The 10,652-nt window shown below is 71.3% G+C and carries 12 protein-coding genes; 10 read left to right on the forward strand and 2 right to left on the reverse strand.

Annotated elements, in window-relative coordinates; translation table 11 throughout:
* Nucleotides 1–62 precede the first annotated feature (62 nt).
* Nucleotides 63–1,028 carry an ABC transporter substrate-binding protein gene (locus GWK61_RS17205; protein ID WP_194909407.1) on the forward strand — a complete coding sequence of 322 codons (966 nt, stop codon included), beginning with the start codon at nt 63–65 and terminating at the stop codon, nt 1,026–1,028.
* A 75-nt stretch (nt 1,029–1,103) separates the two neighbouring features.
* Here GWK61_RS17205 and GWK61_RS17210 read toward each other — a convergent pair whose 3' ends face one another.
* Complete coding sequence (locus GWK61_RS17210) at nt 1,104–1,541, reverse strand: CBS domain-containing protein (RefSeq protein ID WP_194909394.1); 438 nt, start codon at nt 1,539–1,541, stop codon at nt 1,104–1,106.
* Between the two features lie 212 nt (nt 1,542–1,753).
* On the opposite strand from GWK61_RS17210, the gene GWK61_RS17215 reads away from it, so the two are divergent.
* The 7 genes from GWK61_RS17215 (at nt 1,754) to GWK61_RS17245 (ending at nt 8,128) form a co-directional block, all read left to right on the forward strand.
* Nucleotides 1,754–2,809: a hypothetical protein gene (locus GWK61_RS17215; protein WP_194909395.1), complete on the forward strand. Its 1,056-nt coding sequence runs from the start codon at nt 1,754–1,756 to the stop codon at nt 2,807–2,809.
* Nucleotides 2,806–3,864, forward strand: a complete 1,059-nt coding sequence (locus GWK61_RS17220) for a DUF4129 domain-containing protein (RefSeq protein WP_194909396.1) — start codon at nt 2,806–2,808, stop codon at nt 3,862–3,864. Before GWK61_RS17215 ends, GWK61_RS17220 begins: the two co-directional genes overlap by 4 nt.
* Nucleotides 3,864–4,418, forward strand: a complete 555-nt coding sequence (locus tag GWK61_RS17225; RefSeq protein WP_194909397.1) for a hypothetical protein — start codon at nt 3,864–3,866, stop codon at nt 4,416–4,418. The genes GWK61_RS17220 and GWK61_RS17225 overlap by 1 nt, the downstream gene beginning before the upstream one ends.
* 32 nt (nt 4,419–4,450) lie before the next feature.
* On the forward strand, nt 4,451–5,488 hold the full coding sequence (locus GWK61_RS17230) for an AAA family ATPase (protein ID WP_194909398.1): 1,038 nt from the start codon (nt 4,451–4,453) through the stop codon (nt 5,486–5,488).
* Between the two features lie 62 nt (nt 5,489–5,550).
* The gene (locus GWK61_RS17235) at nt 5,551–6,957 is read left to right on the forward strand and encodes a DUF58 domain-containing protein (protein ID WP_194909399.1); all 1,407 of its coding nucleotides are present in this window, start codon (nt 5,551–5,553) and stop codon (nt 6,955–6,957) included.
* Nucleotides 6,954–7,646, forward strand: a complete 693-nt coding sequence (locus GWK61_RS17240; protein WP_194909400.1) for a hypothetical protein — start codon at nt 6,954–6,956, stop codon at nt 7,644–7,646. The genes GWK61_RS17235 and GWK61_RS17240 overlap by 4 nt, the downstream gene beginning before the upstream one ends.
* A gap of 35 nt (nt 7,647–7,681) precedes the next feature.
* Entirely contained in the window at nt 7,682–8,128 is a 447-nt protein-coding gene (locus tag GWK61_RS17245) for a DUF3817 domain-containing protein (RefSeq protein WP_194909401.1), read from the forward strand.
* Here GWK61_RS17245 and GWK61_RS17250 read toward each other — a convergent pair.
* The gene (locus GWK61_RS17250) at nt 8,091–8,954 is read right to left on the reverse strand and encodes an SURF1 family protein (RefSeq protein ID WP_194909402.1); all 864 of its coding nucleotides are present in this window, start codon (nt 8,952–8,954) and stop codon (nt 8,091–8,093) included. The genes GWK61_RS17245 and GWK61_RS17250 overlap by 38 nt on opposite strands.
* Nucleotides 8,955–9,194: 240 nt before the next feature.
* Between GWK61_RS17250 and GWK61_RS17255 the strand changes: the two genes are divergently transcribed.
* Together GWK61_RS17255 and GWK61_RS17260 are read left to right on the forward strand one after the other, a co-directional pair.
* Complete coding sequence (locus GWK61_RS17255; RefSeq protein ID WP_194909403.1) at nt 9,195–9,980, forward strand: PP2C family protein-serine/threonine phosphatase; 786 nt, start codon at nt 9,195–9,197, stop codon at nt 9,978–9,980.
* Nucleotides 9,981–9,997: 17 nt separating this feature from the next.
* Nucleotides 9,998–10,486, forward strand: a complete 489-nt coding sequence (locus GWK61_RS17260) for an SRPBCC family protein (protein ID WP_194909404.1) — start codon at nt 9,998–10,000, stop codon at nt 10,484–10,486.
* Nucleotides 10,487–10,652: the final 166 nt, after the last annotated feature.

Below are 10,652 nucleotides of genomic sequence, written 5' to 3' on the forward strand. Positions count from 1 at the left end.
TGTCGGCGGCGGTTGCTAGCTTCGACATGTCTATGTGTCTGGAGGGGAATTACATGAAGAAAATGCAGCGACGCGCAGCGTCTCCACAACGGGCGGTGGTGGGTGACGGGCGGGCGCAACTTCGCACTACTGGTTCCAAGACTCGGGTCGTCGGCGGAGCGCTGGCGCTCGCGCTGGCCGCCACCGGCGCCCTGAGCGCCTGCTCGTCGAGCTCCAAGAGCGGCTCGAAGGTGACCGTGGCCTCGGCGGCGTTCCCGGAGAACGCGCTGCTCATGGAGATCTACGCCCAGGCACTCGAGGCCAAGGGCATCTCCGTGGAGCGCAAACCGAACGTGGGGCAGCGCGACGTGCTGTACCAGCAGTTGAAGTCGGACTCGATCACGGTCGTCCCGGAGTACAACGGCGCCCTGCTCGCCTACCTGGACAAGACCGCGACCGAGACCACCCAGGCCGCCGTGGACTCCGCCGTGAGCGCGAAGCTGCCGAGCAACCTGGAGATCCTGCAGCCGGCCGCCGCCCAGGACAACGACTCGCTCGTGGTCACCCAGGCGCTGGCGACGAAGGACAACCTGAAGACCATCTCCGACCTCGCGCCCTACGCCAAGGACCTGGTCATCGGCTCGGCGCCGGAGTTCAAGACGCGCCAGCAGGGCCTGCTGGGCCTGCAGAGCCAGTACGGGCTGAGCTTCAAGGACTTCAAGGCGCTGGACAACTCCGGCCCGCAGACCGTCTCCGCGCTCCAGCACGGTGACGCCCAGGTCGTCGACCTCTACAGCACCACCCCGGCCATCAAGACCAACGGCTTCGTGGTGCTCAACGACGACAAGGGCCTGTTCGGCGTGCAGAACGTGGTCCCGCTGGTGGACAAGAAGAACCTGCCGCAGAACGGCGTGGACGCGCTGAACGCGGTGTCGGCCAAGCTGGACACCACGACGCTGACCTCGCTGCTGGAGCAGGTCGTCACCCAGAAGAAGGACCCCGCGGACGTGGCCAAGACGTGGCTGACGTCGGTGGGCCTGGGCAAGTGAGCAAATAAGCAGGCGCGGGTAAAAACAACTCGGGCCGGAGGCGAACCCATCGCCTCCGGCCCGGATCGTTTCGCCTTACGGCAGCTTGTCCTTGTGGCCCGACTTCGAGATCAGCGCCATCAGCTCCCCGACCGCCGCGGTCGGCAAATTCTTGGCCAAATCCGCGACCCCGACCACCCCGACCAGCTTCCCGCCCGACACCACCGGCAGCCGCCGGATCCGGTGCCGGCCCATGGTCTCCACCGCGTTCGTCACCGGGGCGTCGGCGTCGACGGTGTGGATCCCGCCGCGCATCATCTCCCCGGCCTGCCGGACGGTCGGGTCGTCGTTCGCGGCCATCGCCTCGACCACCAGGTCGCGGTCGGTGAGCATGCCCAGCAGCTTGCCCGCGTCGTCGACCACCGGCACACAGCCGACGTCCTCGTCGCGCATCACCCGGGCCACGTGCACCAGGTTGTCCGATTCCAGCACCGACTTGGGTGCCTCGGTCATCACATCGCGGACCGTGACCATACATCCTCCTGCTGCCGGCTTCCGCACCGAAAAGACAGAGCTGTCCCCGATTAGCTTGGCCTTCGCCGGGCCTGGCCGCTTTGTCATAATCTGCCAGACGGGTTACTGATCGCGGAAGGCCCATCACCCGCCGTGCTGCGCCCAAACGGGTTATCCTCCCTTGGCGAGCCATGAAGTAGCCTTCACGGGGCGCGACAGGGGGGAGCCACACCATGACCGAGGCCGTCACGACGGCCCTGGCCGGAGCCAACCCGCTCCCGGCACCGAAGGTGACGCTCCCCCGGGAGCTCATCCGCGTGCTGAGGGTGTGGCCGGACTGGTTGTTCGGGATGCTGGCCTCGATGGGCCTGGGCCTGGCCACCGGCGCCTTCCTGTACTGGGACCCCTTCGGGCACCAGGTGCGCGATCCGCTGACCCTGATCGTCACCACCGTGCTGACCGCGGTCGCCGACGCCTCGCTGACCAACCAGCTCGCCGCCGAGCCCGAGTGGGCCATCAGGGTCCTGTCCGGCGGCGGCGACCCGGCGCGCATGCTGCGCGTGCGCAACCAGGTGCTCTACCTCTTCGAGGCCGGATTCGCCTTCGGCGTCGCCGGCCTGGTGATCCTGCTGACCAAGGACCACCACTGGGTCAAGCACAACTGGCCGATCATCGCCGAGCTCCCGCTGGCCCCGATCGCCGCCGGCAACCTGGCCTCGGTGCTGTTCCCGTGCCCCTTCATGCGGCTGCGCCACCGGTTGCAGGCCACGACCACCTGGCCGCGCTGGGGCGCCTACATAGGCATCCCGTTCGCGCTGACCTCGCTGGGCACCGCGACCGTGATGGGCTTCCCGGCCTGGATGGAGCAGCAGGTCAAGCACTCCGCGCAGCGGATGCACCACCGGCCGTCCTGGCTGACCTCGGACAACATCCACTACGCGACCTGGCTGGTCGCGGTCCCGGTGCTGAACCTGCTGATCTGGGCGATCGCCCTGAAGGCCGCCGACAGCCTGGCCCACCTGCGCCGGCGCCATCTGGTCACCCTGATGCGCAAGCACACCGAGCTGGCCATGGGCATGGACGACATCTCGCTGTGGGAGGCCGTCAAGGCCCTGCCTGCCAACCTGAAGACCATCCCGTCCGAGGTGCACCAGGCCGCCAGCGCCGAGATGGAGGAGGTCCGCCAGGTCGGCGGGCACATAGACCGCGGCCTGGAGCACGCGCTGGCCCGGCAGGCCGCGAAGATCCGCGCCAAGCGTGCCGCGGAGCAGAACGCCGGGAACGCATGAGCGACAGCCCCGGCAAGCCCAGCGACCCCGGAAAGCCCAGCAACTCCGGAAAGCCCACCCGCTGGCTGCCGGCCGCGGTGGTCGTCCTCGCGGTCGCGGCGATGGCGGTCGCGTCCCGGCACGACGGCCCGCTGGACCCCGGTGCGGGCTCCGGCCTGTGGGAGGGCGCCCGGCCGGCTATAGCGCTGGGCGCCGTGGTCCTCCTGGTCGTCGTGGCCACGAACTTCGCCAAGCACCGGGACGACGGCTACGGCGTCCTGCACCGGGCCGGTACGGCCACCGCCGTGCTGCTCGCCGCGGCCGCCGTCCTCACCCCGATAGGCCTGGTGTTCCTCGGGCGCAAACCCCAGCCCTCGCCGCCGGATCCGGTGACCCCCAACACCGTGCCGTCCGGCACGCGCACCCCCAAGATCGACCCCGGCGTGACACTGAAGCCGGCCGCCGGCAAACCCGGCGCGCCGATCGCCGCCTGGATCGTACAGACCGTGATGGTCCTGATCGTGGCGGCAGCGGTCGCGCTGGTCGTCTACGTGCTGATCCAGCTGCTGTCGCGCCGCCGGCTGCGCATGCCGGTGGCGACGATCGACTTCGAGCCGCTGAACCCGGAGCTCGAACAGCTCGCCGAGGCCGTCGCCGCCGGGACTGAAGCGCTGGAGTACGAGGGCGACGCCCGGGAAGCCGTCATCGCCTGCTATTCGGCGATGGAGCTCGCGGTCAGCGCCGGCGGCGCTCTGCGGCGCGCCACCGACACCCCCGAGGAGTTCCTGCGCCGGGTGACCGCGGCGCAGCTCATCCCCGAGGAGCCGGCCCGCCAGCTCACCGACCTGTTCCGCGAGGCCCGCTTCTCGCACCACCCGATCGCCGAGAGCCAGCGGGACGCGGCGCGCGAGGCATTGCGTGCGATCTCCGAGCATCTGCGGGTGCGCGCGGAGGCGCTGGAAGCCGCGAAAGCGCAGGCCAAGGCCACCGCCGCTGCTGCGGCGGCGTCCGCATCGTCGCAGACATCGGCTTCGGCATCAGCATCGGCATCGGCACAGACCGCCGGGAGGCGCTGATGGACGGACTGTCCGGCGTCGAGCGCCGCCGGTGGATCGCGATCGGTATCGCGCTGGTCGCGATGACCGCGGTGGTCGCCGCGGTGGCCGAGCTGGTCCTCGGCACCGCGTGGCTGGGCCCGGCCCTCGGCGCCTGCGTCGCGGCGATCGCGCTCGGCGCCTGGTACACCGTGTCCGGCCGCACCCTCGGGATGGACACCGAGGTCCGCGAGCGCGTGCTGGAACGCCACTACATCGGCGTGGCCTGGTACAGCTCCATGCTCCGCAACACCCGCGAGCGCGGCGGCTACGAACGCGGGCTGCGCAGGGAACTGACGCGGCTGGCGGCGGCGCGCGTGGCCGAGCGGCACGGCGTGAACCTGTACCGGAACCCGCAGGCCGCCGCGCAGCTGATCGGAAAAGACCTGTGGCCGCTGGTCGATCCGGCGGCGATCACGAGTACCACCAACGCCGCCGCCACCACCGCCGCGGGTGCGAACCCGGCCGGCGGCAGGCCCGCCGAAGTCCCGATCCGTGCGGTCGCCGAGCTGATCGAGCGGCTGGAGCGGATGTGAGCGGGCAGCCAGACCAGACCAGAGGAGACGCGATGTCCGACGACCTGACCCCCGAGCAGACCTGCCGCAAGGCGCTCGCCGTGCTGGACGAGGTGGAGAAGGCCGTCGTCGGCAAGCGCGCCGCCCTGGAGCTGGTCCTGCTCGGCGTGCTGGCCGGCGGCCACGTGCTGATCGAGGACCTGCCCGGGCTCGGCAAGACCCTGATGGCCCGGTCCTTCGCCACCGCCCTGGGCCTGGACTTCACGCGCATCCAGTTCACCCCGGACCTGCTGCCCTCCGACGTCACCGGCGCCCCCTTCTACGACCAGCGCAGCGGCGACATGGTGTTCCGGCCGGGCCCGGTGTTCACCCAGCTGCTGCTGGCCGACGAGATCAACCGCACGCCGCCGAAGACCCAGGCCGCGCTGCTGGAGGCGATGGGCGAGGGCCAGGTGTCGGTGGACGGCAAGTCGCACCTGCTGGACCCGGCCTTCGTGGTGCTGGCCACCGACAACCCGATCGAGTACGAGGGCACCTACTCGCTGCCGGAGGCGCAGCTCGACCGGTTCCTGCTGCGGGTCCGGATGGGCTACCTGCCGCCGTCCGACGAGGCCGCGATGCTGCTGCGCCGCCTGGACCGCCGGGCCGAGAAGGTGGACCTGCAGCGGATCGTCGACGCCCCCGAGCTGCTGGCGATGCGCGCCTCGCTGGAGACGGTGGAGGTCTCCGCCGACGTCGTGGACTACGTGGTGGCGCTGGTCAACGCCACCCGCGCGGCGGCGCAGGTGCAGGTCGGCGCGAGCCCGCGCGGCGGCCTGGCGCTGGTGCAGCTGGCGCGGGCGCGTGCGGTGCTGTCGGGACGCGACTACGTGATCCCCGAGGACGTGAAGGCCGTCGCCGTCCCGGCGCTGGCGCACCGGATCAGCCTGCGGCCGGAGCTGTGGGTGCGGCGGGTGTCGGCGGACGAGGTCGTGGCCTCGCTGCTGGCCGCGACGCCGACGCCGCGGACGCTGCCGCGGCAGCAGGACGCCGCACCGAACCCGAACCCGAATCAGGAGCCGGCCCAGAAGCCGGCCGGCGCGCGCCGATGAGCGAGCCGACGCCGCGGGACTCGGCAGACACAGCGGGCGCACCGCGACCGTCCGTCGCCTCTGTGTCCTCGCTGTCGTCATTGTCGTCGTTGTCGTCGCCGACCTCGCCGACCCTCGCAAAGCCGAAGCCTGCCTCGGCGGCCAAAACCGCGACCGCCCCGGCCGTCTGGCGCCCCTCCCAACGCGCCGCCCGGCTGCTGACCGCGACCATCTGCGCGGTGGTCCCGGCCGTGGTGTTCGGCGCGTGGTGGTGCGTCCCGCTGGCCGCGGTGCCGCTGCTGATGCTCACCGCGCACGGCGGCACGCACCCCAAGCGGATCCGCGCCGAGGTCGACGTCCCCGAGCGGCGCTGCTTCGAGGGCGAGACGCTGACCGCGACCATCCGGCTGGCCGCCGACGCCGCCGCGGGCTGGACCCGCCAGGAGTACCTGTCCCCGCGCTCCCGCGACGACCACGAGTTCGGCGGGGCCCCGGCGCCCTCAGGCGTGACGCTGGAGTCGCTGGAGCTGACCGGCGGCGTGATCACCGTGAAGCTGCTGGTCCCGCGCTGGGGCCGGTGGTCGCTCGGCGCGGTCGCGATCGACGTCCACGACACCGCCGGACTCCGGCTCACCTCGCTGCACGCCGACCTCGGCGAGGTCGAGGCCTTCCCGGTCCCGGCCCCCGACGACACGACGCTGGCCCCGGTGCGCTTCCCGGACCGCTTCGGCGAGCACTCGGCGCGCACGCCGGGCGAGGGTGTGGAGTTCATCCAGGTGCGGCCGTACGTGTTCGGCGACCGCCAGCGCCGGATCAACTGGTCGGCGACCACCCGGCGACGCGAACTGCAGGTCAACACCTTCGAGGCCGAACGCGCCGCGGAGGCGGTGGTGGTCGTGGACGCGCTGTCCGACCTGCCGCAGCCGCCGGATCCCGCCAACCCGCGTCCGCGCTCGACGCTGGACACCGCGGTGCGCGGCGCGGCCGGCCTGGCGCAGGCGTACCTCAAGGCGCACGACCGGATCGGCCTGGTCACGCTGTCCGGCCGGGTGCAGTGGCTGACGCCGGGATCGGGCAACGGGTACCTGTACCGGATCGCGCAGACCGTCATGGACCTGCGCAAGGACTTCACGTACGAGGTCGGCGGGCTGAGCCGGCTCCCGACCCGCGTGCTGCCGCGCGGCGCGATGGTCTACGTCTTCAGCCCCCTGCTGGACCCCGGCGTGGTCGAGGCGATCAGCGAGCTCGCCGACCGCGGGCACCCGCTGGTGGTGATCGACGTGCTGGCGCACGAGCCGGCGCCGACCACCGGCGCCAAGCCGGACCATCTGGACGCGCTGGCGCTGCGGTTGTGGCGGCTGGACCGGCAGGCGGTGCGGTTCGTGCTCGGCGAGTTGGGGGTGCCGGTGGTGTCGTGGGACGGGATCGAGCCGCTGGATCTGGCGCTGGCTCCGTTGCAGCAGGCTCCGCTGGCCGGGAGGGCGCGATGAGTGTGGCGAGTTCACCGGCCTCGGCCTCGGCTTCGGCCTCCGACAGCCGCGACGTCGACGGCGGCGGCGCCGGTGCCGTTGGTGGCGTCGTCGGTGGCACTGATCCCGCCGGCGGCGGCTTCGTCGAAGGCCTGCTCGTCAGCCCGCTGTTCTGGGCCGCCTACGGCGTCGTGATGGCCGTGATGGGCACCCGGGTGCCGATGTGGACCTGGCCGCCGAAGGCGGAATCGGTCCTGGAGTTGACGTTCTGCGTCGTGGTGTTCGCCGTGCTCGCGCAGCCGTACACCGGCCGGCCGGTCCTGACGTCGATGCGGATCCACCACGTGGCGACCGTGCATCGCAACACGCTGCTGGTCGGCGCGTTCGTGGTGCTGGTCGCGTGCGAGAAGCCCCAGGCGTGGGCCGCGGGAGTCGACGCCGTGCTGCTGGCGGGCTACCTGCTGCTGACCGACTCGCTCACCATCCCGCCGGGAGTGCTGCGCCGGACCGCCTCCCCGGTGTTCCTGATCACGCTGGCCGCGCTGATCGCCGGGGCCACGGCGCTGGTCGCGCTGCCGGCGTCGAGCGGGGCGTACCGGCCGGTCCTGGTCGCGATCGCGGCGGCGGCCGCGGTCGGCGCCGCATTGGCGACCGCCTTCGGGAGCGCCGAGGAACGGCGAGTAGGCTCGCGGGGAACCGAACGCCGCTGAGCTGATTTAAAAGCTGGACAGGACAGGTCCCCCGAATGACTACGCTGACCTCCGGTGCCATCAAGCGCTACCGCGTGATGGCGCTGTTCACCGGCACCATGCTGCTGCTGCTCACCTTCGTGGTCATCCCGCTTCAGCTGTGGGCGCACAACAAGACGCTGGAGAAGCCGGTCGCGATCATCCACGGCTACGGCTACATGCTGTACCTGATCGTGGCGCTCGACCTGTGCCTGCGGGCCCGGTACAAGCCGATCCGCACCATCTTGATCCTGCTGGTCGGCGTGGTGCCGTTCCTGGCCTTCTACTACGAGCGGATCGTGGTGCGGGACACGCAGCGGCTGCTGGCCGAGGCGCAGGAGCGCACGGCGAAGAAGAAGGCCAAGACGGCGGCGAAGGCGGCTCGCACCAAGACCACGGTCTCGGTCGGCGCGCAGGGCGCGGACGCTACGGAGCCGTCGCCGGAGCCTGCTCAGGCTGAGTGAGTTCTTCTTCCTCTGCTTCGTCTTCCTGGTCTTCCTGGTCTTCCTGGTCTTCCTGGTCTTCCTGGTCTTCTTCGTCTTCCTCAGGTTCGACCGGGTTCGCCAGGCGGCGGACGTAGATGACGAACCAGCACAGGCCCACGACGCCGAACAACCACCACTGCAACGTGTAGCCGACGTTGAGGATGTACCAGGACGAGGTGTTCGGCGGTGCGGGCGCCGGGATCGGAGTCAGGTCTGCGGCACCCGGGGTCAGCTCGTTCACATAAGCCTGGTCCAGGTTGGTGTACGGCCAGGTGTTCACCAGTGTCGCCACGTCCACCGAGGCGATCAGGTGCGCCGGGTCCTTCGCGGCGGCGTCGGTGGCGTCCGGCGGGGCCCCGTCGGCGGGCTCCTCGGCGGACAGCCAGCCGGTGACGGTGACCTGGCCGGACGGGGTCGGCGGCGGCGTGACCGGCTGCGCCGACCAGCCGCGGCCGACGACCACGACGCTGCCGTCGGAGACCTTCAGCGGGGCGATGACGATGTAGCCGATCCGGCCGTCCGGGAAGCGGCGGTCCGGGACCAGGAGCTGGTGCGCGCCGTCGAAGACCCCGGAGACGGTGACCGCGTGGCCGATGGCGTCGTCGGTGGCCGGCGAGCCGTCCTTGAGGAGCTGGGCCAGCGGGGCCGGCGTCACGTACGCCGCGGCGGCCTGCGGGCTCAGTTTGTGCGTGCGGTGCGCCCGCGACCACTGCCACATCCCCAGGCCGACGAAGGCCGCGGTGAGCGCGACCAGGGCCGTGATCGCCGCGAGCCAGGCAGGTCGGAGCAGGAAGCGGTACTTCATCGCCTCCAGCTTCCCACGGCTGTGAGAGCGGTAAGAATCGGGTCGCTTTTCGGCACGAAGGCGCGGCTCCTACTCCGTAGTGAGTCACGGAGGGAATACTCTGAGTGCGACGGACGGTGTCGGTCTCGATGCCGCCATGCCGACGCCCGGTGGTCACCACGGCGCGGCGACACCATGATCCTGCACAATGAACTGGGCTTTCGGATATGCCGGAGCCTGTATCCCCGCGTTGGAGGTGACGTGCACGCGCAGGAACCGAGGCCGCAGCAGCCGGCCGCGCCGGCCCGTCCCCGCGCGCCCAAGGACGACGACGCCCGCATCGTCGAACGCCTCCAACGCTCCCTGCTCCCCTCCGTCCTGGAGGTCAAGGGCCTGGTGACGGCCGCCGAGTACGTCCCGGCCGCGCGCCACCACAACGTCGGCGGCGACTGGTACGACGTCTTCGAGCCGGTCCCGGGCACCGTGACCTGGGTGATCGGCGACGTGGCGGGCCACGGCTTCGGCGAGGCGGTGGTGATGGCCCAGCTGCGCAACGCGCTGCGCGCCTACGCCCTGGACACGGACGACCCGGCGGAGATCCTGCGCCGCCTGGACCGCTTCGTGTCGGCGTACCTCCCGAACGACACCACCGCCACCGCCTGCGTCCTGGTCCTGGACCGCGCCACCGGCCGGGTCCGCTACAGCGGAGCCGGCCACCCGCCGCCCCTGCTGCTGGTCGAGCGCGCCGGCGGCTACGTCACACACTGGCTGGACCAGGCGAAAGGCCTGCCGCTCGGCGTGCGCGAGAACGAGCACCGCCCGGTCGCGCAGTTCACGCTGGTGCCCTCGGACACGCTGGTGCTGTACACCGACGGCCTGATCGAGAAGCCCGGCGACGACATCGAGGACGGCATGGAGCGGCTGCGCATGGCGGCGCAGCTGGTGTGCGCGGAGTCGCCGGAGACCGTGTGCCGGCACCTGATGCTGCTGCCCGGCGAGGCGTACGCCGGGGACGACAGGGCTCTGCTGGTCAGCCGCATAAGCTGAGCACCTAAAGTAAGCCCATGTACGCGACGCGACCGGTAGACCTCGACTTCCTGAACACAGCCCCGATCCGCTTGTCCTTCTCCGGCACGCTCACCGCCGCGCCGAAAGCGGTCTTCGACGCCATAGCGCACGACGTAGCCGACCTCCCGCGCTGGTACGGCGCAGTGGCGGCGGCAGAGTACGGCGGCCCAGGCCCCTTCGGCGTCGGCACGAAGCGCCGGGTCCGCCTAGTCGGCGGCGTGGCCTTCCACGAGCAGATCCTCGCCTGGGACACGCCGAACAGGTACGCGTACCGCATCGAGCGCACCACCGTCCCCGGCATCCGCGCCATGGCCGAGGAATGGGCGGTCCTGGACACCCCGGCCGGCACCCGCGTCGCCTGGACCATGGCCGTGGACGCGGCGCTCCCGACCGCCGCGGCGATCCGCGCCTCGGCACTGGGGATCGCGCTGGCGACGCGGCGGGCGCTGGGGCGGCTGGATCGGATGCTGGGCGCGGCTGCGTAGCGCTGCGCCGATCGGGCGGTTCAGGTGCGTGAGTACTTCATTCGGGCCTTGACGATCTGGGATCATTGAACCGAGGGTGGTGTGACCCCCGGATGGGGCGGGGTGAAAGTACGAGTCGGCCGAAAACCGCCACACCACGGCCGCACTCCCACCCCCGCCGCCGTCC

The sequence above is a fragment of the Catenulispora rubra genome (assembly GCF_015356825.1).
Classification (GTDB): domain Bacteria; phylum Actinomycetota; class Actinomycetes; order Streptomycetales; family Catenulisporaceae; genus Catenulispora; species Catenulispora rubra.

Coding starts and splice junctions, on each gene's coding strand:
- GWK61_RS17240 (WP_194909400.1), top strand. CDS start 6,954: ATGAGTGTGGCGAGTTCACCGGCCTCGGCCTCGGCTTCGGCCTCCGAC.
- GWK61_RS17220 (WP_194909396.1), top strand. CDS start 2,806: ATGAGCGACAGCCCCGGCAAGCCCAGCGACCCCGGAAAGCCCAGCAAC.
- GWK61_RS17225 (WP_194909397.1), top strand. CDS start 3,864: ATGGACGGACTGTCCGGCGTCGAGCGCCGCCGGTGGATCGCGATCGGT.
- GWK61_RS17250 (WP_194909402.1), bottom strand. CDS start 8,954: ATGAAGTACCGCTTCCTGCTCCGACCTGCCTGGCTCGCGGCGATCACG.
- GWK61_RS17215 (WP_194909395.1), top strand. CDS start 1,754: ATGACCGAGGCCGTCACGACGGCCCTGGCCGGAGCCAACCCGCTCCCG.
- GWK61_RS17230 (WP_194909398.1), top strand. CDS start 4,451: ATGTCCGACGACCTGACCCCCGAGCAGACCTGCCGCAAGGCGCTCGCC.
- GWK61_RS17210 (WP_194909394.1), bottom strand. CDS start 1,541: ATGGTCACGGTCCGCGATGTGATGACCGAGGCACCCAAGTCGGTGCTG.
- GWK61_RS17245 (WP_194909401.1), top strand. CDS start 7,682: ATGACTACGCTGACCTCCGGTGCCATCAAGCGCTACCGCGTGATGGCG.
- GWK61_RS17260 (WP_194909404.1), top strand. CDS start 9,998: ATGTACGCGACGCGACCGGTAGACCTCGACTTCCTGAACACAGCCCCG.
- GWK61_RS17205 (WP_194909407.1), top strand. CDS start 63: ATGCAGCGACGCGCAGCGTCTCCACAACGGGCGGTGGTGGGTGACGGG.